Source organism: Gilliamella sp. W8145 (assembly GCF_016101145.1).
In the GTDB taxonomy this organism is placed as follows: Bacteria; Pseudomonadota; Gammaproteobacteria; order Enterobacterales; family Orbaceae; genus Gilliamella; species Gilliamella apis_A.
Window position 1 is genome coordinate 1,424,111 of the sequence record NZ_JACFRC010000001.1, and the last position, 24,373, is coordinate 1,448,483.

Sequence of the window (24,373 nt, forward strand, 5' to 3'; positions counted from 1 at the left end):
TTAATAAGTAATTAATTACTTTATATAGCATCGCTTTTTATAATAAAATCACCAGTCACTCGTTAAAACCTCCTTTATTTATAATTATTAAGCATTGGGTACTATTTTGATTCTTCTAATTGATAATTACGATTCTTTTACTTTTAATATCTATGATTACCTTTGCCGTGCAGGAGCCGAAGTTATGGTCATCAAAAATGATGAAAAATCTATTGATGAATTAAAGCGATTATCGTTTTCCAAAATGGTCATTTCTCCGGGGCCGGGAACACCCGATAATGCCGGAATATCATTATCGGCGATCAATTGTTTTGCTAATCACTGCCCAATACTTGGCATTTGTTTAGGTCATCAAGCGATTGCCCAATATTTTGGTTATAGCATTGTTAAAGCCCCAGTACCAATGCATGGTAAAATTGATGAAATTACACATGATGAGCAAGGCTTATTTGTCGGGATTAAAAATCCACTCTCCGCGGTTAGGTATCATTCTCTAATTGCCCACCCTAATTTGCCATTAAATGAGTCACCTTTAATAGTTACCGCTAAAAATAGGCAAGGATTGATTATGGGATTACGACATAAAACACTGCCAATTGAATCGGTACAATTTCACCCAGAGGCAATTAAGACAGAATCTGGTTTAAAAATAATTAGTAACTTTGTTAATGGTAATTAATATGAAAATTTATATCGATTTTGAAGGTGAACGTAAATATTTTTGTGATCCAATCAAAATTATAAAATCAAACGATTATAGAGCTATTAAACAACGCATTGATGAAATAGAAAGCTTCACAAATAAAGGTTATTACGCTTGTGGTTATCTTGCTTATGAAAGTGCTATGGGGTTTAGTGAAAACAATAAAACCAAAGTTATAAAAAGCTCAAATCTTGATTTACCATTACTATTATTTGGTATTTTTGATAAGTATACGAGTGAGCCGATTCCAGATTCAAATCACTTTTCACCACTATCGTTAAAGTTATCTTGTGATACTGATATTAACGAATATCAGCAAAAAATTGACTATATTCACTCGCAAATTGAATTAGGTAATACTTACCAAACCAATTATACCATTCAATTTAGTGCACCATTTAATAGTAATCCTTTAGATTATTATTACTTTCTACAAAAAAATAATCTTGCCAATTATTGTGCCTATATAGAATTTGAAAATTATCATATCTTATCTATTTCTCCTGAGCTATTTTTTAAATTAGAAGATAAAACTATTACAACGAAACCAATGAAAGGTACTACCGCCCGAGGATTGACGACACAACAAGATAAACAACAAGTAGAGTTGTTGAAATCAGAAAAAAATCTTGCAGAGAATATGATGATTGTTGATTTACTGCGTAATGATTTGAGCAGAATTTCAAAACCAGGATCGATCACCGTCCCACACTTATTTACCGCAGAAAAATACCCAACCGTATGGCAACTAACCTCGACAATTCAAGGAATATTAAAAGATAATATTAACCTATATCAACTATTGCAAGCACTGTTCCCATGTGGCTCAATCACTGGAGCACCTAAAGCAAGTACCATGCATATTATTAGTAATATTGAGAATTCAGCTCGTGGCGTGTATTGTGGCGCAATTGGTTATATTGACCCTTTTATGAAAAAGGCGATATTTAATATTCCAATACGTACCTTAACCATTAATAATCAACAGTTGAATTATGGTGTTGGTGGAGGCATTACTTGGGATTCAAGCGCCAATGATGAATATAACGAAGTCCTAGCGAAAACAGCTATTTTGCATAGAACTTTATCTATACCTGAATATATTATTGAAACCTTATTGTTAGAAAATGGAGAGTTTTTGTTACTTAATGCACATTTGGACAGATTGGACAACTCAACACAATATTTTGATTTTACATGTGATATTCAAACAATCAAACAGACATTAACGAAGCTAGCCAAAAAATATCCATTAGGAAAATATAAAGTTAGACTTCTGCAATCAAAATCAGGACAATCAGAAATAAGTATAGATTTGCTTACCACCTCAATGGTGATTAATAATATAGCTTTTGCGCCTAAAAGTGTCGATAAACATAATGTTTTTCTCTATCATAAAACAACCAATCGACAACATTTTCCTCAATTGACAGTTGGTCAAGAATATATCAATTATAATCAAAATGATGAAATTACCGAGTTTGTTAATGGTAATATCGCCCTATTAATTAATGATAAGTGGATAACGCCTGCCATTACATCAGGACTATTAGCTGGCACTATGCGACAACATTATTTAGATCAGCATAAATTAATTGAGAAAACGATAAACAAAAAAGATATTTTACAGGCCGATAAAATAGCATTTATTAATAGTGTTCGAGGTTGGGTTGAAATTGAAGAGCAGGTATTTAGTGAATTGAAAAAACAGTTATAATAATTTGAAATTAACTATCTATGACATTCCGCCATTATATCGGCGGAATGTTAAACAATAACTAATATTTGATTGAATTCGCAAATTCTAACTCTTCATCTTGCCAGCCTTGCGATAAGGCTTTTACCAGTGCGCTATAGCCATTTTTTGCCAACGGAACACTGCGTTCAATAACTTTAGTCCTAATTTGTCCTTTATTATCTGTCACTACCCAGCGCCCTTTTATCACTGCATCCCCCTTATAACTACCATGGAAACCATCAATAAAAAGCTTAATTATTAAGGTAGGTGTAGTAATAGATTTGGTTGAGACTAAATAATTAGGTAAAAGTTGAGTTAGATCCTGCGATAATCTATCTGCAAATTGTTGAGACAATGTTGAGGCCCATAAATTATTAGTTGCTGTAACATATTTTATATCTTGTGTTTGTAAAACAATGCCTGATTTATTTAAAAAACTGGCTACTTCAATAGACTCAATCCAAATAAACTTATTGGTCGAGTGAGTCGTCACTGAATCAACATTAACTAAATTACTCGTTAATTGAAAATAATTTTTTCTTTCGGTATTTGATGAACAACCCACCATTACCGCTAATAATGCTATCAATAGTGTAATTTTAAAACATCGAATCGATTTGAACATTATTTATTTCCTCTGGCTTTTGGTTCTTGATCTTTTTTGTTTGGTGAAGAGAAAATCAATGCGTTACTTTTATTATTTAACGTATGAAGTAAAGGAGTTAATTCATCCATCATTTGCTGAATTTTCTGTAAACTTTCATTCATTTGTGTATTAAGTTGTGAACCTGGTTGTATTCCTTTCATCGCTTCATTTAATGAACGCATAGCTCTTTGTAAATCTTTAGGCATATTTTGCATCTCTTTACTTGCCATAATTTGATTTATGGTATTCATTAAGCGTTGACTCGATTCTAAGGATTTATTAAATTGCTCCATAGTATTGTTAACAGGTAAACTATTAAAATTATCTAATAATTGCAGGATTTTTGCTTGTATTTGTGCAAATCCAGTTGATGTAGTTTCAATCGTATCGTACCCATATTGTTTAGCTAATTTACTATCATATTTATCTTTTAACTCTGGATAAAAATCTAAATCAATATAAAGTGCCCCCGTAAACATATTTGAAGTCTTTAATGATGCTCGCAAACCATTTTTTTGCTCATTTATAATTAAATTACCAATATCTATCTTATCTTCTACCAATTCAGCTAATCTGTCAGGTTCGATTTTAATTAGTATCGGTACTCTTTGATTAAGAATTGATCTTTCTTGCAACATTTCTGTGGTATAAAACGGTACTTTACTTACTGTACCGAGCCTTATGCCATGATATTCAACTGGTGCACCTTCGGTTAATCCCGATATTGAGTCCGTAATCATAAGTAGGAATTCTTTATATTCAGTATATTGTGAATCTTGAATCGACTTTCTATCTTCATATAATTTATATACATCATGTTGCTTAGCCGGTTGTCCTAATTTTGCCCCATCAGGTAAATCAAAGCTAATACCGCCTGACATTAGAACATCTAAAGAAGGCACATCTAAACTGGCACCACGAGAAGATAACGTTAAATTGATTCCCCCTTCTTTCCAAAACCGTACGTTTTCAGTAACTAATGCATCATAAGGTGTCGTAATAAAAATTTGATACTTCATTTTACGCGCTTCAACATCAAACTGTGACGTTTCAACATTACCTACATGATAGCCACGAAACATCACTTTAGCACCGCGTGGCACAACACCACTTTGATCGCTATCTAAATTTAAACGAATTCCCTTTATGCTTGGATCTGATAAGGGCGGTGCATCAGATAGAATAAATGGATTATTTTTAAAGCTATGAGTATCATTCCCTGAAACAAGCTCAATATAGACACCCGATAAAATAGTTCCTAGCCCTGTCACACCATCACGACCAATTTCAGGTTTAACCACCCAAAATATTGAATCATTTTTCAAAAGCGGATTCATGTCGTTATAGATTCGACCTTTGATTACGACTTGTTTGTAATCATCAGATAATGTCACTTCATCAACAATACCAACATCAACGCTGCGATTTTTTATGACTGTTTTACCAGCTACAATACCACTTGCATCTTTAGCCAATAAGGTAAAAGGAGTACCTCGATCAGCAAAATGGGCATAGATAATCCATAAACCAACAACTGCGGTAACTATGGGAATAATCCATATTGCTGAAATTGCTCTAATTTTAATTATTTTTGCTGATTTATTTGAGCTTGCCATATTATTCCTATTATTTTATTTTCTAGTTGGTACTCGATCCCAAAGCAAACGTGGATCAAATTTTTGGGATGCAATCATTGTAATGATAACGACAGTAGCAAAAAAACTTACCCCTATATCAGGATATACGCCCATCATTTGTTGATTTCTCACTAAAGAACACACTACCGAAACCACAAAGATATCGATCATTGACCATTTACCAATAAATTCAACAGCATTATATAATTTCTTCATTTTTAGACAATTACGTTTTTTCTTATTCTTAACTGCCAAAGCAAAATAACAAAGCCAGCTAAGAGAAATAATTTTTAAAATAGGGATAACTACACTAGCAGCGAAAATGATTAATGCTACCGGCACATCCCCTGCTTGCCACATATAGATAACTCCATCCATAATCGTCGAACTCGATGGTGCACCAAAGACTTCAGTAATCATGATCCCAAATAAATTAGCTGGTATATAAATAATCAGTGAAGTAACTAAAAGTGCAATCGTCCACTGTACTTTATCTCTTCCTCTAAGTTGACTTTTTTGTTTACATCTTGGACACTTAGCATACTCAGCAGGAATAATTGCATGGCAACAGCTGCACAATTTTATATTTTGATAAATTCCCGTTTTACCTACTTCTAATGGTTTTAAAGTAAAATTATTACGATGGATTTCATTCCATATTTTACCTGGTGTAAAAATAACTACTGCTTTGATATAAAAGAAAACAAATAAACAAAATGCCCAAAAGGTCCCTGTAACACCAAGGCTGCCATAACTCATTAATTTAACAAAACTAACTAAAATTCCTGTCAAAAAAATCTCAGGCATACACCAATGCTGAAATTTTTCATAAACAATCAAAAGATCTCTTTTTCGATATTTAGTCAGTTTTATTTTGGAGCAAAGTAATACAATAATAGATAAATTGAGTAATGGAAAAACAAGCACAAATAAAACAAATAATGCGGAAATATAGCTATATCTATCAAAAAAAAGTATTTTGGGTATATCTAAAACACTTACACCATTAACATTACCGACTAAATTAATATCAATAAACACAAACCCACAAGCGACGATAAGCATAATTAATGAACAAAATGCATACATTGCCGCACGAAATTTCATATTGTTCTGATTTTTAAACAATGTCGTAGTACAGCGAGGACAAGTAGCTTTATGTCCAATTGCAACATCTGTTAATCCGATAACCAAATCACAATGGGAACACAATACATAATTTTGATTATCAACAGTCATCATTTTCCTTTATTTGATTGTGTATTAATTAGTAAAGATGTTTTTGATTAGCATAACGTTTATATATAAAAAATTGCCAATATTTGTTAAACGATTATGTTCTGTGGTAATTAATTTAATAAATTAATAATGGCCAAAAAGCTTCTTGATGCCAATCATATCAAATGCTTCTTTTTTATGAAAGTATTACCTAATTAAATTAGCATAATTTGATTATTATCATTTTTCAAATGGCGATATGAAGATCGTTATTCTAAATAACTCTCAAGATAATGTTTAATTAATTGCATAACGGGATTTAGTAATAAATATTAAGAAAATTTGTGAATAATTTCACATAATTAATCAATTTAATACTGTTTATAAAAAAAACTTGATACTGTATAACAATACAGTATAATGTATCTCATATCCTTACTTATTGGAATTTAATTATATGAATGAAAACAAACAACGAGCACTTTCAGCAGCATTAAGTCAAATCGAAAAACAATTTGGTAAAGGTTCAATAATGCGTTTAGGCGACACACAAACTTTAGATGTGGACGCCGTTTCAACTGGTTCTTTAGGATTAGATATAGCATTGGGTATTGGTGGCTTACCAATGGGCAGAATTGTTGAGATCTTTGGACCTGAATCATCAGGTAAAACAACATTAACATTATCTGTTATTGCACAAGCACAGAAAGAAGGTAAAACCTGTGCATTTATCGATGCTGAGCATGCTTTAGATCCAATCTATGCTGCAAAATTAGGGGTACAAGTTGACGATTTATTAGTTTCACAACCAGACACTGGTGAACAAGCTCTTGAGATTTGTGATGCATTGGTTCGTTCTGGCGCTGTAGATGTAATTATTGTCGACTCTGTCGCAGCATTAACACCAAAAGCGGAAATTGAAGGTGAAATGGGTGATTCTCATATGGGATTACAAGCACGTTTAATGTCTCAAGCATTACGTAAGTTAACCGCTAACATCAAAAATGCAAATTGCCTTGTCGTTTTCATCAACCAAATTCGTATGAAAATTGGTGTTATGTTTGGTAATCCTGAAACAACTACTGGCGGTAACGCATTAAAATTCTATGCTTCGGTGCGTTTAGATATCCGCCGTACTGGTGCAGTAAAAGAAGGCGAAGATGTTATCGGTAGTGATACTCGGGTAAAAGTGGTTAAAAACAAAGTCGCTGCGCCATTTAGACAAGCTGAATTCCAAATTCTTTATGGATGTGGTATCTCAAAAGAAGGTGAATTGATTGATTTGGGTGTTAAACATAAATTAGTTGATAAAGCCGGCGCATGGTATAGCTATAATGGCGAGAAAGTTGGACAAGGTAAAGCTAATTCAATTAAGTTTTTACAAGAACATCCTGAAATTGCTACCGAGCTTGAAACAAAATTACGTGATTTATTATTAAATAGCCCTGCTGTTTTCTCTGCAGAGGACGAAGAATCTACAATAGAAGATGAAAATTTCGAATAATGTCACACAATCTTAATAAATTAATTTTAGCCAAAGCTGTGCAATTACTTGCACAGCGTGATCACTCTTCATATGAACTTACCAGAAAATTAACTTTATTTTTTAGTAAAAAAATAAAATGTGCAGAAGATGATTACCCAGAACAATTAACTCAATTAAAGACACAAATAGAGCATGTCATTAAACATTGTACCCAGAAACATTGGATGGATGATGAGCAATATATTGAAAAATATATATTTATGCGTGCTAATAAAGGGTATGGAAAATATAAAATTAGTTTAGAATTAAAGCAACGAGGTTTATCATCTGATATCAATAAAAAGCTTTTAAGCATAGTTGATATTAATTGGTCTGAGATAGCTTATCAACAATTGTTGAAAAAGTTTAAAGTTATCGATTCTAAAAATAATCAACAAAAACAAAAGGTAGTACATTTTTTAACCTCCAGAGGTTTTACACAAAATGATATAAAAACTGCGTATAGTTTATTGACTTAAACCATTATAGTCCCTACAATACTAAGCATTATGAATGCCCATTGCGTAAAAAGCTCTCAAGATCTTTTAATTTTATTCCTTACTAATAGTAATTAGATCAATCGCTGTATTAAGAATATTTACTTTTCAACTTAAGTTGTAACGGGTATATTACTATGTCTAAAAATTTATCGTTTAATATGGAAGCATAAATGAAAAGCACTGCAGAAATTCGTCAAAATTTTCTTGACTTTTTCCATAGCAAAGGACACGAAATTGTTGCGAGTAGTTCCCTTGTTCCACATAATGATCCAACACTTTTATTCACCAATGCGGGAATGAATCAATTTAAAGATGTTTTTCTTGGTATCGATAAACGATCTTATACCAGAGCAACAACATCACAACGTTGTGTGCGTGCTGGAGGAAAACATAATGACCTTGACAATGTAGGTTATACGGCTCGGCATCATACTTTTTTTGAAATGCTAGGAAACTTTAGTTTTGGCGATTATTTCAAACATGACGCGATTCATTTTGCATGGGAATTACTAACTAGTGAAAAATGGTTTAACCTGCCAAAAGATCGCTTAACAGTAACCGTGTATGAAACCGACGACGAAGCTTATGCAATCTGGGAAAACGAAATTGGTATTCCAAAAGAGCGTATTATTCGTATAGGTGATAATAAAGGTGCGCCATATGCATCTGACAACTTTTGGCAAATGGGCGATACTGGACCTTGTGGACCTTGTACTGAAATTTTTTATGATCATGGTGATCATATTTGGGGGGGGCCTCCAGGAAGTGCGGAAGAAGATGGTGACCGTTTTATTGAAATTTGGAACATCGTATTCATGCAATTCAATCGTCATGCTGATGGTACAATGGAACCGTTACCTAAACCTTCCGTTGATACAGGCATGGGACTTGAACGTATAGCGGCAGTGTTACAGCATGTCAATTCAAATTACGATATTGATCTGTTTAAAAAATTAATAAAAGATGCTGCACAAATCATCCAAACCAACGATTTAGAAAGTAAATCATTACGAGTTATTGCTGATCATATACGTTCTTGTGCTTTTTTAGTTTCCGATGGAGTGTTACCTTCAAACGAAGGCCGAGGTTATGTATTACGTCGAATTATACGCCGAGCAGTACGTCATGGACATATGCTAGGTGCTAAAGATATTTTCTTCTATAAGTTAGTTAAACCATTAATTGATGTAATGGGAAGCGCCGCTAATGAATTAGCAAATAACCAAAAATTAGTTGAAGAAACCCTAAGAATAGAAGAAGAACAGTTCTTAAAAACATTAGAACGGGGCTTATTTTTACTTGATCAAGAGCTAGGTAAGATTACTAATGCAATACTACCGGGAGATGTTGCATTTAAACTATATGATACTTACGGTTTCCCATTAGATCTTACTGCTGATGTGTGTCGTGAAAAAAACATCACTATTGATGAAGATGGTTTTAATCAATGTATGGAAGAACAACGAAAACGAGCTAGAGAATCAAGTTCATTTACTGTTGATTATAGTAATATGATTAAACTTGATGATAAAACTGAATTTTTAGGTTATAAACTAACCGAATCATCAGGAAAAGTCATTGCAATTTTCCAAGATGGGAATAAAGTTGATGCTATCAATGCCGGCGATACCGCAATTGTCATCTTAGACAAAACACCATTTTATGGTGAATCAGGTGGTCAAGTTGGTGATAAAGGTGTATTAAGCTCAGCTAATCTAGTGTTCGGTGTGACTGATAGCCAAAAATATGGTAAAAGTATTGGTCACATTGGTAAAGTCACCAAAGGTACATTAAAAGTTGGTGATATCGTAACCGCTGCAATAGATGTAGAAATACGAGAACGTATTCGTCGTAACCATTCGGCGACACATTTATTGCAAGCTGCTCTACAACGTATTTTAGGAAATCATGTACATCAAAAAGGATCACTAGTTAATGACAGTTACCTTCGATTTGATTTCTCGCATAATCAACCTATTACGCAAGAACAAATTGTTGAAATTGAAAATCTAGTTAATCAACAAATACGTCGTAACTTACCAGTTGACATAGAACTGATGCCAATTGATCAGGCTAAAAATAAAGGTGCTATGGCATTATTTGGTGAGAAGTACGAAGATATTGTTAGAGTATTAACCATGGGCGATTTCTCTATCGAACTTTGTGGTGGCACACATGTTGATAGAACTGGAGATATAGGCCTATTTAAAATTACTTCTGAATCAAGTATTGCCTCAGGGGTACGTCGTATTGAAGCCACTTCTGGACAAAATGCGATGGAATACATACATCATGAATCCAATTTATTAAACCAAATTGGACAATTGGTTAAAAGTGATAAATCAGCGGTGTTATCACGATTAGAGCAATTGCTCGATCAAAATAAAGCATTAGAAAAAGCAATGGAGCAACTAAAGGCCCAACAAGCTAGCCAACAAAGTGGGCAATTGCTTGATCAATGCGAAAAAATAAATAATAAAAACTTGCTAATTGCTAAACTTGATAATGTCGAAGCAAAAATGTTACGCACAATGATTGATGATTTGAAAAATCAATTAAAAACCGGCGTAATTATTTTAGCGGCTGTTAATGGAGACAAAATCAATTTAGCTGCTGGTGTAACTAATGATTTATTAAGCATTGTTAAAGCTGGCGAATTAGTATCTCAATTAGCATTAAAAGTAGGTGGTAAAGGTGGTGGGCGGCCTGATTTCGCTCAAGCAGGTGGAATGGATCTTTCAGCGTTACCAGAAGCGTTATCTTCTGTAAAAAAAGAAATCAGTAATAAATTACAAGCAAGTTAGCCAGATGTGCTCCAGTGTTTGTTTGTTAATTAAACATTAGTGTATTTCTGTAAAATTCCGTCTTTCTATCTTATTGATGGGGGGCTGACGAAGCTATATCTTAAAATTGTTTGGATATATACTTAACTGATATTAGGAGATCTAATGTTAATTTTAACTCGGAGAGTAGGTGAAACACTTATAATTGGTGACGATGTTGTTATTACCGTTTTAGGCGTGAAGGGTAATCAGGTCAGAGTCGGTATTAATGCACCTAAAGAAGTTTCTATTCATAGAGAAGAAATATACAACAGAATTCATCAATCGCAAGATAAAAGTGATGAATCAGTTCAGCCCAAAGAGTAATATTGGGCACGAAATAAACAACTAGCACGAGTTCTTAAAAAAATGTTTGACTTATTTTTTCTAGAACGTAATATGTGCGCCACACATTATGATTTTGTTGTTGAAGCAAAGTCATAATGTTTTGGTGAGATGGCCGAGAGGCTGAAGGCGCTCCCCTGCTAAGGGAGTATGCGGTCAAAAGCTGCATCGAGGGTTCGAATCCCTCTCTCACCGCCATTTAAAAATTAAAATATGCATCCGTAGCTCAGCTGGATAGAGTACCCGGCTACGAACCGGGCGGTCAGGGGTTCGAATCCCTTCGGATGCACCATTTTAAAATATTCAATACGCATCCGTAGCTCAGCTGGATAGAGTACCCGGCTACGAACCGGGCGGTCAGGGGTTCGAATCCCTTCGGATGCACCATTTTTTTACGAACTTACACGCATCCGTAGCTCAGCTGGATAGAGCACTCGGCTTCGAACCGAGCGGTCAGGGGTTCGAATCCCTTCGGGTGCGCCATTAAGCATCCAAAAGCATTTCGGTTTCTTATAATCAAAAAAATAATAATTTATATCAACTATCAGCTTAACTGATAGCAATGACTTAATTTTCATTAGATATTTCTCTTTGTATATTTTGATAAAAATAGAATACTAAAATATGAAAATTATTTTGTTATACTCATCACCTCAGTTTATGAATTAAAATGACAAGTATTAAAGAATAATGCTTTAAATATATATCCAATAAAACACTAAATATAATACACTTGATTAACTACCCTATCCTGATCCCTTAACTAACACAAAAACGGCTAATAATGCTCATTTAGAGCCTTTTACAAAGCATTTAATCTATAGCTATACTCTTAACCTTATCCGCCCCTAATCATTGCTATAAAATTCGAATAGGGCGAGATAAATAAAAAAGCTCAAAAGGCACTCTTTAAACATGCAAAAAACTCTAGATAAAACGTTTTATGGATTAAAAAGAAATAGTTTTATTATTAAATAAGATTACAACATAAATACGAATGTAAATTTGCAAAGAGAGAAAAGTAACAAATTTATTATATTTTACTTTTAGATTAAAAAAAGCCGACTTTGTCAGCTTTAATTAATAATGATTTTATCTTTTAGTTATATAATTAGGCAAATGATAATATTGCCGTACTAATCACAACTATCAATAAAACCCATAGTACAATAGCAATAATTCCGCAAACCATCCCGGCTGTAGCAAAACCTGCACCATTTTTATTATTATTTCTTATATCACTCTTAGCAATAGCACTTAACACTATAGCAACAATAGCCACAGCAATACTAAAAAGCCCCATAGGAATTAATGATACAATCCCACAAACCATTCCTGCTATAGCAAAACCACTTGTTGCCTTGTTCTGTTCTTGTTCCATTTACCTTCTACCCTGTAAAATTTTTGAAAAGTTAAAATAAATAGCAGTTAAGTATAATCTTGTCATTTTTGCAGATCAATATAAGATCCATTCAAGGCGAACTATCACCAATTATCAAATATCTCACTAAATTTCTCAAAAAACTTATAAAGGATAGTTGATGAGAAAAGAATCTAAAAAAGCATTTTGGCTTTTTTCATTGATTATTTTGACTTTTATATAGGATTTTGAGGAAAAAATTATTCAGAATAATAATCCAAACGATACAGCTTAAAATTTTAATAAGAGATAAATTAGAAAAATATAGTTCCTGCAGTAAATAAATTATTTGGAATTTGATTTAATACTGTTGAAAAATAGAATAAAAGATTACCTATAGAACAACGTTTTTAATATTACATATTTTCTAAAAAATAACTGTTAATAACTTGTATTTGTATTTGCTTTTAATAATAATAGTCACCTTAAAATATCAAGTAAGATACGCAGCAGTAACAAACACAAAAATAATAAATTTTATATGTATAGAATTTTGACATATAACGAGTAATTATTTTCTTATCCAAAAAATAAATTTATAAATATCATTTAGCATTGTTCGGACCAGCCACTTCGGTTGAATCCCGAAACAATTCTAGTATACTTAACTCACGAATTTCATATGTGTTATTAATCATACTTTTTTATTTATATGTTTTGTTAGCTGTACTAAAATAAGAAATTAAATAACATTTATAAACAATAATGGACTCTTTTTATGTTGGACCCAAATTTACTTCGAAATGAATTAGATCTCGTTGCTAGCAAATTAGCTCGCCGTGGATTTAAATTAGATGTTGAGACTATTCGACAACTTGAAGAAAAACGTAAAACACTACAGGTTGAAACAGAAAACTTACAAGCGCAGCGTAATGCTCGCTCGAAAGCAATTGGTGAAGCAAAAGCACGCGGTGAAGATATTTCAACTGTGCGCGAAGAAGTAAACAAATTAGGTGAAAAACTTAGCAGTGCAAAAACAGAACTTGATAAGCTCCTCAATCAAATTAAAGACATTTCTGCCAACATTCCCAATATTCCTAATGATGCTGTGCCAGATGGTAAAGATGAGAATGATAATGTTGAAATTTCTCGTTTTGGCACGCCAAGAACCTTCGATTTTCCTATTCAAGATCATGTTGCATTAGGTGAACGTTTTGGTGGTCTTGATTTTGCTGCTGGTGTAAAACTAACTGGCGCTCGTTTTGTGGTAATGAAATCACAAATAGCCCGTTTACATCGTGCAATTACGCAATTTATGCTAGACCTACATACTGAACAACATGGCTATGCTGAAATTTATGTACCATATCTAGTGAATCAAGCTACGCTTTTTGGAACAGGTCAATTACCTAAATTCGCGGGAGATCTATTCCATACCAAACCGCTTGATGAAGAGTCAGAAAGCAGTAATTATGCACTAATTCCCACTGCAGAAGTACCTGTTACTAATTTAGTACGTGATGAAATTCTTGATGAAAGCGTATTACCATTAAAAATGACAGCTCATACGCCTTGTTTCCGTTCTGAAGCTGGTTCATATGGTAAAGACACCCGTGGCTTAATTCGTATGCATCAATTTGATAAAGTCGAATTAGTGCAAATTGTTAAACCAGAAGAATCAATGCAAGCATTAGAAGAATTAACTGCACATGCTGAAAAAGTTTTACAATTATTAGAATTGCCATATCGTAAAATTATACTTTGTACTGGGGATATGGGCTTTGGTTCTTGCAAAACCTATGATCTAGAAGTTTGGGTACCAGCACAAAATACTTATCGTGAAATATCTTCATGCTCAAATATGTGGGATTTCCAAGCACGTCGTATGCAAGCTCGTTATCGCAATAAAGCTGATAATAAAACCTATTTAGTACATACCCTAAATGGTTCAGGTTTAGCCGTTGGACGTACACTGGTTGCTATAATGGAAAATTATCAACAAGCAGACGGAACAATTAAAGTACCATCAGTATTAGTACCATATATGAATGGCCTTGAAGTTATTGGTTAGTTTTATAATTTCAAATATTCATTGTAGCGCTATTCATTAGCGCTATTTTTTTATTAATTAAGGTAAATAAGATGATAAAAGGTGTTGCATTATCAATCCTAGCATCATGTCTTTTTGGCTTGCTGTATTACTATCCAGTATTATTGCAACCTTTATCTGTAGTAGATATTTTTTGCTGGCGATTGTTAACATCTTTTCCGGCTATTATTGTATTAATTCTGATTGAAAAGCAATGGTCATCTATATCTGCCCTTTTTATTCGAATTAAAGATAAGCCATTTCTTTTAGTTGGGTTATTATTTTCTTCTTTTCTACTAACTATTCAAATGCTTATTTTTATTTGGGCACCAATTAATGGACATGGATTATCGGCTTCACTTGGCTATTTTTTATTACCATTAAGTATGGTGGTCTTTGGGCAAATTTTCTATAAAGAAAGGCTAAGTATTTTTCAAAAAATTGCGGTATTACTCGCTAGCATAGGTGTTATATCAGAAATCTATATTACTGGCGCTTTCTCTTGGGAAACTGCCATCATCGCCTTGGGTTATCCTATTTACTTTATGACACGACGCAAATTACAGATAGAAGGTATTGCAGGAACCTTTTCGGACTTCTTTTTTATATTTATAGGCTGTCTGATTTATTTTCTTTTACATTATCCATGTAATAAGATTATAAGTGATTTATCTCATTTTCATATTTTTATTCCAATGCTCGGTATTATTACTGCCATCGCCTTTGCTATGTATTTTGTCGCTAGACGGCTGTTACCGCTTGGACTATTTGGATTACTAGGATATGTAGAGCCCGTATTACTTACTGTTGTTTCTGTATTATTTTTACATGAATCAATATCCACAGAGCATATTTTACCATATGGGCTTATTTGGTTATCAGTTTGTGTGCTAGCTCTGGAGGGAACTATTTATATACTACGAACAGTAAAACGAAAAAGATTAAAATAGTAGATAAAAAGGCTCCATAATAGATGCCTTTTTACTAGTTAATTAACTTTATTTACTAAATGTCACATACTGACCATAACTTTCAATAATTGCTTGAATTCGATCCAATGTTTCTCGTGGTGGAGCTTCTACACCTTCTAACATATATTTATCACCCAGTGTATCCCATTTATATGCACCGAGCTTATGGTATGGGAGTAATTCAACTCTTTCAATATTATCCATTCCTTGAATAAATTGACCAAGTAAATGGGCTGAATTATCATCATCCGTCCATCCTGGTACAACAACATAGCGGATCCAAGTTCGTTTATTTATTTTTTGAAGATATTTAGCAAATTCTAAAACCCGTTTATTTGGAACACCTACCAATTTTTGGTGTATATCATCATTCACTTGTTTTAAATCAAGCATCACAAGATCAGTTACTTCCATTAACTCTTCAACGGTATGATCAAGTTGTCTTGCATAACCATTAGTATCTAAACAGGTATGAATACCCTCAGCATGACAAGCTTTAAACCACTCAGTGATAAATTTTGATTGTAAGGTTGCTTCACCACCAGATGCTGTTACGCCACCACCATTAGGCATAATAAAATTTTTATAAGTGATGATCTCTTTCATCAGCTCAGCAACAGTAATTTCACGTCCTGCTTTTAAATCCCATGTGTCACGATTGTGACAATATAAGCAGCGCATTAAACATCCTTGAAAGAAAACAATGAAGCGAATACCTGGCCCATCAACTGTACCAAAAGACTCAAAAGAGTGAATACGACCTTTAATCGGTTGTTCTGTTGTCATAATAATATTTTTTTCCATAACAATTCTCTGATAATTGCTTACATTGCTCTTATTTCTTATTTTAACTCAGTTATGCTAATGCTTTCACCAATTACACCAATAAGTGAGAAACGATATTAATTCAATAACTTTTTAAGCAGAAAATTTCAATTACAAAAAAATAGCGCCCTTAAAGGACGCTATTTAATTTAAGCTTATTATTAACTAAATTACATTGATTGAGTGAAAGTACGTGTAATAACGTCTTTTTGTTGTTCTTTAGTTAATGAGTTAAAACGTACTGCATATCCAGACACACGAATAGTTAATTGTGGATATTTTTCAGGATGTTCCATCGCATCTAATAATGTTTCACGATTTAATACGTTAACATTTAAATGTTGACCACCTTCCACAGTTGCTTCGTGATGGAAATAACCATCCATTAAGCCGGCAAGATTACGTTTACGTGCATCATCATCTTTACCTAATGCATTAGGAACGATTGAGAAAGTATATGAAATACCATCTTTCGCATAAGCAAACGGTAATTTAGCAACAGAAGTTAATGAAGCTACCGCACCTTTTTGGTCACGTCCGTGCATTGGGTTAGCGCCTGGTCCAAATGGAGCACCTGCACGACGTCCGTCTGGAGTGTTACCTGTTTTCTTACCATATACAACGTTTGAAGTAATGGTTAATACAGACTGTGTAGGAATTGCATTACGATAAGTTTTAAGTTTTTGAATTTTCTTCATGAAACGTTCAACTAAATCAACAGCAATGTCATCAACTCGTGGATCATTGTTACCGAATTGTGGATATTCACCTTCGATTTCAAAATCAACTGCAAGACCATCTTCATCACGAATAGTTTTTACTTTCGCATATTTAATTGCAGATAAAGAGTCAGCTGCAACAGAAAGGCCTGCAATACCACATGCCATAGTACGAATAATATCACGGTCATGTAACGCCATTAATGAAGCTTCATAACTATATTTATCATGCATATAGTGAATAGCATTTAGCGCAGTTACATATTGTTTAGCTAACCAATTCATAAAATGATCTAAACGAGCGAATACTTTATCAAAATCTAAATATTCGTCTGTAATTGGATCTTCTTTAGGCCCAACTTGCATTTTTAATTTCTCGTCCACACCACCATTGATTGCATAAAGAAGAGTTTTTGCAAGGTTAGCACGAGCACCAAAGAATTGCATTTGTTTACCAACAATCATTGGGCTTACACAACATGCGATAGCATAATCATCGTTGTTAAAATCAGGGCGCATCAAATCATCATTTTCATATTGTAATGAAGATGTATCGATAGATACTTTTGAAGCAAATTCTTTAAATCCAGAAGGTAACTGTTCAGACCAAAGAATTGTCATATTTGGCTCTGGAGAAGGCCCCATGGTATATAAAGTGTTTAAGAAACGGAATGATGTTTTAGTCACTAATGTACGACCATCAACACCCATACCCGCGATAGATTCAGTTGCCCAGATTGGGTCACCAGAGAATAATTCATCATATTCAGGAGTACGTAAGAAACGAACCATACGTAATTTCATAACGAAATGGTCGACAATTTCTTGTGCTTCTTCTTCCGTAATTAAGCCAGCTGCAAGATCACGTTGGAAGTAAATATCGAAGAATGTTGAAGTACGACCAAGAGACATCGCCGCACCATTTTGAGATTTAACCGCCGCTAAATAACCAAAATAAGTCCATTGAACAGCTTCTTGTGCTGTAGTTGCTGGTGCTGAAATATCAAAACCGTATTTCGCTGCCATTTCTTTAATTTGACCTAGTGCGCGATGTTGTTCAGCAATTTCTTCACGACGTTGCATAGTCATTGGTAAATCAACGCCATTTTCAAAGTCAGCTTGTAATGAAGTGAATTGCGCAAATTTATCTTGCATTAAGTAATCGATACCGTAAAGAGCTACACGACGGTAGTCACCAATGATACGACCACGACCATAAGCATCAGGAAGACCGGTAATAACGCCTGATTTACGACAACGAAGAATATCTGGAGTATAAATATCAAACACACCTTGGTTGTGAGTTTTACGATATTCAGTGAAGATTTTTTTGACTAATGGATCTAAAGTTCTGTCGTAAGCTTTACAAGAGTTTTCGATCATTTTGATACCACCAAACGGGATAATCGCACGTTTTAGTGGTTTTTCAGTTTGCAAACCAACAATTTTCTCTAAATCTTTTTCAATATAACCTGCATCATGGGCAGTAATAGTTGAAATTACACTGGTATCAAAATCAACTGGTGTATGAGTGGAGTTTTCAAATTTGATGCCTTCCATAACTTTATCCCACAATTTAGTGGTAGCATCGGTAGCGCCAGCTAAGAAAGATTCATCACCCTCATAAGGTGTGTAATTTGTTTGAATGAAATCACGAACATTGACATTATTTTGCCAATCACCTTCTTTAAATCCTTTCCAAGCTTTTGCTTGTACTTCGTTTAAATTACTCATAATTATTAACCTCAGGTTTACATAAATACCTATCTACTCTTATATAAGGGTAAATATTATAAAATCAATGTGGCTTACGAAGATATAAAGCCCAATAAGGTAGCGCTACAGCTAAACCACCCAATATATTCCCAATTGTTACCGGGATTAAATTATTTAAGACAAAATGCTCAATTGTTAATGAATTAAACGTATCAGCAGATACGCCTACCGCCGTCCAAAACTCAGGTGATGCAAAGTTTTTAATAACAATGCCCATCGGAATCATAAACATGTTTGCAATGCTATGCTCAAAACCACTGGCGACAAACATAGCTACAGGTAATATCATAATTAACATTTTATCAAGTAAACTACGACCCGCATAACTCATCCAAGCCGCTAAACAAACCATTAAATTAGCGAGTAAACCTAAGCATACGGCTTCAATAAAGGTATGGTGTAATTTATGATCTGCAGTTTGTAATACATTCAATCCCCACAAACCATTGGCTACCATATATTGTCCAGAAAACCAAATAATTGTTACAAACAGTATAGCACCAATAAAGTTACCAATATAGACAAAAATCCAATTACGAATCATTTTTGTCCAACTAATTTTATGGGTCATTTTAGGTAATATAGTTAATACTGTTGAAGTGAAAAGATCAGAGCCACAACAGACAACTAACATTAATCCTAACGAGAAACAGATACCACCAACTAATTTAGCCAAACCAAAAGCAACTGTAGCTGTCCCAGTCGTAACAGTGATATAAAAGACAAAAGCTATTGATATGAATACACCAGCGATGATGGCAGATAAGATAGTACTACTAGGGTGTTTATTTACTTTATAATTGCCAATTTCTTCGGCAATTTGGGTCATTTGTGCAGGAGAAAATGAGTCCACAAGCTTATCATTACTCAAGTTGACATCCTCAAAAAAACTAGGGTTTTATGAGACGCATAGTATACTCAAAAATTGAAGTAGATCACGTTTTTTTTATTAAAAATCTTTAAAACTTAAAAAATCATTAGTTATTAACATTGTGAAATGTATATAAAATAGCCACTCTTCATATCTTTTATTCAGGTTTAAAAAAGTGGCTAATAATCATCAATTATTTGTTATCTAAGATCTTACTCACTTTCACCAAATAATTACGTGATTCTTGGGAAACATGTGAGGTCACTAATTTTCGATAAACTTGTTGGGGTGTCATTGAGTTAATAATATTAATGGCTTCATTCCTATCATTAGAAAAAGTACGTAATACACTACCAGCACCACCATTATAGGAAGTTATCATTGCATATCTTAATGAAATTGGATTATTTATACCGGCTAAATATTTATTTTTTAACAGTGATAAATAAGCGGTTCCCATATCAACATTATTACGTGGATCCAGTAAAAATTGGCGACTGGGTTCGCCTGATTTGCCTCGAGATTTAAATATATCTCGACCAGCGGTATGTTGTTGAACTTGCATTAATCCTAACGCATCAGTACGACTGACTGCATAAGGGTTAAATGCAGATTCTACTTCCATAATGGCTAAAATTAATCGTTCATCAATAAAATAACGATTTGATGCTTCCGTAACAAGTGGTAAGAATTTTCTTGCACGTTCATTAATATGATTTGGAACTAACTTGATTTCAACATAGGTAATTTTATGAGAACCAGATGAACGAGCTTTTAGATTATTGGCAAGTAAATAATCAGCAAAACTGTTCGCCCTGCCACTCCAACGAATGGGTTGTCTTTCTTGGTCAAGAACCTGATTATATAAAAATGGTTCTTCTGATAAGTTCTGACTTATTTTATCACGGCGGATGATATCAACCGGTTCTGGCATAAGTAACGTCGAAACAATAGCATCTTTTAAATGGGCAAGTGGGGTATCAGATAAAGTCTCAATTGTTATTACGCCTGAAACAAAATTGATGTGGACGCGTGTTTGCAAATTATCTTCATACTGAACATAATCTTTTGGTCCGGCAATAAGAATTTCTTTAGGCCCCCAAATTTGTTCTATATTATTTGCATACTGACTGATTAAAATATTAAATGCATTGGTATCCTTTATATAATAATCTTCATCGGTACTTTTGTTTTTTGAACCAGGACAAGCTGTTAATAAAGTTACGGAAACGAGTAACGTAATAATTTTATAATTATTTTTCATTTTAGCTCTCAATTTTCAGGTTTATACCCATCAACAACAACGTCTTCACCTTCAAACAAAAACTTAACCATTTCAGTTTCAATTTTTTTACGATGTTCTAAATTCATCATATTAAATTTATTTTCATTAATTAACATTGTTTGTTTTTTAAGCCATTCTTGCCATGCAATCTTTGAAATTTCATTATAAATACGTTTACCCAATTCACCTGGATAAAGCTGAAAATCTAATCCTTCGGATTCTTTTTTTAAATAATGGCAATAAACAATGCGACTCATATTTATTCCTATCTTATCGACAATTATTAATTAACCATTGATTATACCCGAAAATAATTATAGAAAAGAACAAAATATATAACTTTCTTTAAAATGAATATAAATTCAATAATTATGAATAAATATTAACTTTACTATCTTTTTAAATAACATAAAATATAAAAGGATTGTTGGTTAAAATAAGGATTAAATAATGCAGCCCGAAATTACACGAGATCTGTTTGATAAAGTAATTCTACCCGTTTATTCGCCCGCTAACTTTATACCTGTGAAAGGAAATGGTAGTCGAGTATGGGATCAAAATGGTGAAGAATACATCGATTTTGCTGGAGGTATAGCTGTCAATGCTCTCGGTCATTGTCATCCTCAGTTGATCAATGCTCTACAGCAACAAAGCGAACAATTATGGCATGTTAGTAATGTTTTTACCAATGAACCGGCACTACGACTTGCCCAAAAAATTATTGAAAATACTTTTGCTGAACGTGTGTTTTTTGCTAATTCAGGTGCCGAAGCAAATGAAGCAGCTTTTAAATTAGCAAGATATTATGCTGCTGAAAAGTATAGTCCATATAAGACGAAAATTATCGCATTTTATCAATCTTTTCATGGCCGTACTTTTTTTACTGTATCAGTCGGCGGGCAAGCTAAATACTCCGATGGCTTTGGGCCGAAACCTGCTGATATCATTCATGTTCCTTTTAATGATTTAGATGCTGTTAAAGCCGTAATGGATGATCATACTTGTGCTGTAGTTTTAGAACCAGTGCAAGGTGAAGGAGGATTAACTTCTGCCACACCAGAGTTTTTAAAAGGTGTACGAGCACTTTGTGATCAAAATAACGCCCTATTAGTCTTTGATGAAGTACAATGCGGTATGGGGCGAACAGGCAGTTTATATACATATCAACAATATGATGTCATTCCTGATATTTTAACTTCCGCTAAGGCTCTCGGTGGTGGCTTTCCTATTAGTGCAATGCTAACTACAAATGAGATTGCATCGGTAATGCATCCTGGTGTTCATGGTACCACTTATGGTGGAAATCCACTGGCTTGTGCCGTTGGTTGTGCTGCTTTCGATATCATTAATAACCCAGAAGTACTTGAAGGTGTTCAAAAACGTCGGGCAATGTTTATTGAACAACTTGAAACTATTAATGATAAATTCAAAGTATTTCGAGAGTATCGAGGTAAAGGCTTGCTTTTAGGTGCTGAATTACAACCTGAATTTCATAGTAAGGCACGAGATTTTTTAAATGTTGCTACCGAATATAAAGTAATGATACTTAATGCAGGGCCAAATGTACTACGTTTTACGCCATCTTTAATTATCTCGGAAGATGAAATAAAAGAAGGCATGAACCGATTTGGCAAAGCAGTCGAAAAAGTTGTCAATTCTTAAGTTTTTCTATACAGTAACGGCATTTTAAATGATTAAGTGCCGTTAATGCACTTAAAGGATATTGTTTATGCCCGACATTCGACCATTAAATTATGCTAAAACGCATTTTATCTTAAGTGCCCCTGACATTACACATTTACCAATTGATACTGGCGTTGAAATTGCATTTGCCGGACGTTCCAATGCGGGGAAATCAAGTGCACTCAATACATTAACCAATCAAAAAGCCCTAGCAAGAACCAGTAAAACTCCAGGACGAACACAACTAATCAACCTTTTCGAAGTTGAAGAAAACTGCCGCTTAGTTGATTTACCCGGTTATGGTTATGCGCAAGTTCCTGAGGCGATTAAACGTAAGTGGCAAAAATCACTAGGTGAGTATTTGCAAAAACGAGAAAGTTTAAAAGGTTTAGTTGTCTTAATGGATATTAGACACCCATTAAAGGATTTGGACCAACAAATGGTTGAATGGGCTGTATCTGTAAATATTCCTGTAATGTTATTATTAACTAAAGCCGATAAACTGGCTTCTGGTGCACAAAAAAAACAAGTTAATATGGTCAAAGAAGCCATTTTACCTTTTCAAGGTGATATTACTGTTGCTCCTTTCTCATCGCCAAAACGTGTTGGTTTAGAAGCTTTAAAGCAAAAACTAGATGAATGGTTTAGCCAACAATAATGGAACATTATGAATAACCGTGCATTTTCTTTCCAAACATTAACGCCGGAGCTGATTCTTGATAGCTTAGCCGTCATAGGTATCTACGTTGATTCAGGCCTTACGGCTTTAAATAGCTATGAAAATCGTGTATATCAATTTTCTGATGAAAATCGCACTCGTTATGTCGTTAAATATTATCGTCCTCATCGCTGGGATAAATTACAAATTATTGAAGAACATCAATTTACTCAGCAATTAGTCCAAGCCGATATTCCAGCCATTGCACCAACAACAATTAATAATAATACCGTGCATGAATATCAAGGTTATCTTTTTACTTTATTTCCAAGCGTTGGCGCACGACAATATGAAATCGATAATTTAGAGCAATTTGATTCCGTCGCAACTATGCTCGGTCGAATTCATCAAATTGGCTCAAAACAACCTTTTGAACACCGTCCAACCATAGGTTTGCAAGAATATCTTTATCAACCTCAAGAAATTTTGTTATCTAACGCAATCGTCCCGAATAAAATCCAAACAGATCTTAAAATCATCCTCCGCAATTTAATTAAAACTGTTGAACAATATTGGCATAACGATTGGCAACCAATTCGATTACATGCCGATTGTCATCCGGGAAATATTTTATGGCATGATAAAGCTATTATTGTTGATTTTGATGATGCTAGAAATGGCCCTGCAATACAAGATATCTGGATGCTACTCAATGGTGATCAACAACAGCAGAGAATTCAATTATCAAGTTTTATTGAACTTTATGAAGAATTTTTCCCATTTAATCATGATCAATTAATATTAATTGAACCGTTACGGGCGATGCGAATAGTCCATCATTTGGCATGGATTATCGAACGCTGGCAAGATCCAGCGTTTCCTCGTGCTTTCCCTTGGTTAACCGATATTGATTTTTGGCAACAACAATTAAAACAATTTAACCAACAAATTGAAGCAATTAAAGCTCCGCCATTACAGTTATTATCAATTATGTAGACAACA

Annotated in this window: 20 protein-coding genes and 4 tRNA genes; 15 read left to right on the forward strand and 9 right to left on the reverse strand. The window is 33.8% G+C overall.

Features of this window, described 5'->3' with window-relative positions:
* Positions 1–106 precede the first annotated feature (106 nt).
* Both H3T80_RS06335 and pabB read left to right on the forward strand, forming a co-directional pair.
* Entirely contained in the window at positions 107–679 is a 573-nt protein-coding gene (locus tag H3T80_RS06335; RefSeq protein ID WP_198200798.1) for an aminodeoxychorismate/anthranilate synthase component II, read from the forward strand.
* Between the two features lies 1 nt (position 680).
* Positions 681–2,420 (forward strand): aminodeoxychorismate synthase component I, encoded by a 1,740-nt coding sequence (gene pabB / locus H3T80_RS06340; RefSeq protein WP_198200800.1) that lies wholly within the window; start codon positions 681–683, stop codon positions 2,418–2,420.
* Positions 2,421–2,481: 61 nt separating this feature from the next.
* Here the strand turns inward: pabB and H3T80_RS06345 are convergent, their stop codons facing one another.
* From H3T80_RS06345 to H3T80_RS06355, 3 genes are read right to left on the reverse strand one after another with little or no spacing between them, the layout of a single operon-like run.
* The gene (locus tag H3T80_RS06345) at positions 2,482–3,066 is read right to left on the reverse strand and encodes a membrane integrity-associated transporter subunit PqiC (RefSeq protein WP_198200802.1); all 585 of its coding nucleotides are present in this window, start codon (positions 3,064–3,066) and stop codon (positions 2,482–2,484) included.
* Entirely contained in the window at positions 3,066–4,703 is a 1,638-nt protein-coding gene (gene pqiB, locus H3T80_RS06350; protein WP_198200804.1) for an intermembrane transport protein PqiB, read from the reverse strand. Before pqiB ends, H3T80_RS06345 begins: the two co-directional genes overlap by 1 nt.
* Before the next feature lie 15 nt (positions 4,704–4,718).
* Entirely contained in the window at positions 4,719–5,963 is a 1,245-nt protein-coding gene (locus H3T80_RS06355) for a PqiA/YebS family transporter subunit (protein ID WP_181414622.1), read from the reverse strand.
* Positions 5,964–6,399: 436 nt separating this feature from the next.
* Between H3T80_RS06355 and recA the strand changes: the two genes are divergently transcribed.
* From recA to H3T80_RS06395, 8 genes are all read left to right on the forward strand, one after another.
* Positions 6,400–7,446: a recombinase RecA gene (gene recA, locus H3T80_RS06360; RefSeq protein WP_110447214.1), complete on the forward strand. Its 1,047-nt coding sequence runs from the start codon at positions 6,400–6,402 to the stop codon at positions 7,444–7,446.
* 38 nt (positions 7,447–7,484) lie between these two features.
* On the forward strand, positions 7,485–7,946 hold the full coding sequence (locus tag H3T80_RS12240; protein ID WP_198200806.1) for a regulatory protein RecX: 462 nt from the start codon (positions 7,485–7,487) through the stop codon (positions 7,944–7,946).
* 191 nt (positions 7,947–8,137) lie between these two features.
* Positions 8,138–10,771 carry an alanine--tRNA ligase gene (alaS, locus tag H3T80_RS06370; RefSeq protein ID WP_198200808.1) on the forward strand — a complete coding sequence of 878 codons (2,634 nt, stop codon included), beginning with the start codon at positions 8,138–8,140 and terminating at the stop codon, positions 10,769–10,771.
* A 144-nt stretch (positions 10,772–10,915) separates the two neighbouring features.
* Positions 10,916–11,116: a carbon storage regulator CsrA gene (csrA, locus tag H3T80_RS06375; RefSeq protein WP_110447211.1), complete on the forward strand. Its 201-nt coding sequence runs from the start codon at positions 10,916–10,918 to the stop codon at positions 11,114–11,116.
* A gap of 123 nt (positions 11,117–11,239) precedes the next feature.
* Positions 11,240–11,332: transfer RNA gene (locus tag H3T80_RS06380), tRNA-Ser, on the forward strand.
* A 17-nt stretch (positions 11,333–11,349) separates the two neighbouring features.
* A tRNA-Arg gene (locus H3T80_RS06385) sits at positions 11,350–11,426 on the forward strand.
* Positions 11,427–11,444: 18 nt separating this feature from the next.
* Positions 11,445–11,521 (forward strand) — tRNA-Arg (locus H3T80_RS06390).
* 19 nt (positions 11,522–11,540) lie between these two features.
* Positions 11,541–11,617 (forward strand) — tRNA-Arg (locus H3T80_RS06395).
* Positions 11,618–12,245: 628 nt separating this feature from the next.
* Here H3T80_RS06395 and H3T80_RS06400 read toward each other — a convergent pair.
* Entirely contained in the window at positions 12,246–12,515 is a 270-nt protein-coding gene (locus H3T80_RS06400) for a DUF4190 domain-containing protein (protein WP_198200810.1), read from the reverse strand.
* Between the two features lie 757 nt (positions 12,516–13,272).
* Between H3T80_RS06400 and serS the strand changes: the two genes are divergently transcribed.
* Positions 13,273–14,565, forward strand: coding sequence for a serine--tRNA ligase (gene serS / locus H3T80_RS06405; protein ID WP_198200812.1), 1,293 nt, complete (start codon positions 13,273–13,275; stop codon positions 14,563–14,565).
* 71 nt (positions 14,566–14,636) lie between these two features.
* Complete coding sequence (gene rarD, locus H3T80_RS06410; RefSeq protein ID WP_198200814.1) at positions 14,637–15,533, forward strand: EamA family transporter RarD; 897 nt, start codon at positions 14,637–14,639, stop codon at positions 15,531–15,533.
* 48 nt (positions 15,534–15,581) lie between these two features.
* Here the strand turns inward: rarD and pflA are convergent, their stop codons facing one another.
* The 5 genes from pflA to H3T80_RS06435 all read right to left on the reverse strand — a co-directional run bounded on the left by pflA (position 15,582) and on the right by H3T80_RS06435 (position 21,287).
* Positions 15,582–16,358 carry a pyruvate formate lyase 1-activating protein gene (gene pflA, locus H3T80_RS06415; RefSeq protein WP_232350102.1) on the reverse strand — a complete coding sequence of 259 codons (777 nt, stop codon included), beginning with the start codon at positions 16,356–16,358 and terminating at the stop codon, positions 15,582–15,584.
* 191 nt (positions 16,359–16,549) lie between these two features.
* The gene (gene pflB / locus H3T80_RS06420; protein WP_086364102.1) at positions 16,550–18,832 is read right to left on the reverse strand and encodes a formate C-acetyltransferase; all 2,283 of its coding nucleotides are present in this window, start codon (positions 18,830–18,832) and stop codon (positions 16,550–16,552) included.
* A gap of 64 nt (positions 18,833–18,896) precedes the next feature.
* Complete coding sequence (gene focA / locus H3T80_RS06425; RefSeq protein ID WP_232350103.1) at positions 18,897–19,745, reverse strand: formate transporter FocA; 849 nt, start codon at positions 19,743–19,745, stop codon at positions 18,897–18,899.
* 193 nt (positions 19,746–19,938) lie between these two features.
* Positions 19,939–21,009 (reverse strand): membrane-bound lytic murein transglycosylase MltC, encoded by a 1,071-nt coding sequence (gene mltC, locus H3T80_RS06430; protein WP_110447207.1) that lies wholly within the window; start codon positions 21,007–21,009, stop codon positions 19,939–19,941.
* Between the two features lie 8 nt (positions 21,010–21,017).
* Positions 21,018–21,287 (reverse strand): oxidative damage protection protein, encoded by a 270-nt coding sequence (locus H3T80_RS06435; protein WP_110447206.1) that lies wholly within the window; start codon positions 21,285–21,287, stop codon positions 21,018–21,020.
* Positions 21,288–21,480: 193 nt separating this feature from the next.
* Between H3T80_RS06435 and H3T80_RS06440 the strand changes: the two genes are divergently transcribed.
* The 3 genes from H3T80_RS06440 to H3T80_RS06450 all read left to right on the forward strand — a co-directional run bounded on the left by H3T80_RS06440 (position 21,481) and on the right by H3T80_RS06450 (position 24,367).
* On the forward strand, positions 21,481–22,692 hold the full coding sequence (locus H3T80_RS06440) for an aspartate aminotransferase family protein (RefSeq protein ID WP_198200816.1): 1,212 nt from the start codon (positions 21,481–21,483) through the stop codon (positions 22,690–22,692).
* Between the two features lie 76 nt (positions 22,693–22,768).
* Complete coding sequence (gene yihA, locus H3T80_RS06445; protein ID WP_198201180.1) at positions 22,769–23,371, forward strand: ribosome biogenesis GTP-binding protein YihA/YsxC; 603 nt, start codon at positions 22,769–22,771, stop codon at positions 23,369–23,371.
* A 9-nt stretch (positions 23,372–23,380) separates the two neighbouring features.
* Positions 23,381–24,367 (forward strand): serine/threonine protein kinase, encoded by a 987-nt coding sequence (locus H3T80_RS06450; protein ID WP_198200823.1) that lies wholly within the window; start codon positions 23,381–23,383, stop codon positions 24,365–24,367.
* Positions 24,368–24,373 lie beyond the last annotated feature (6 nt).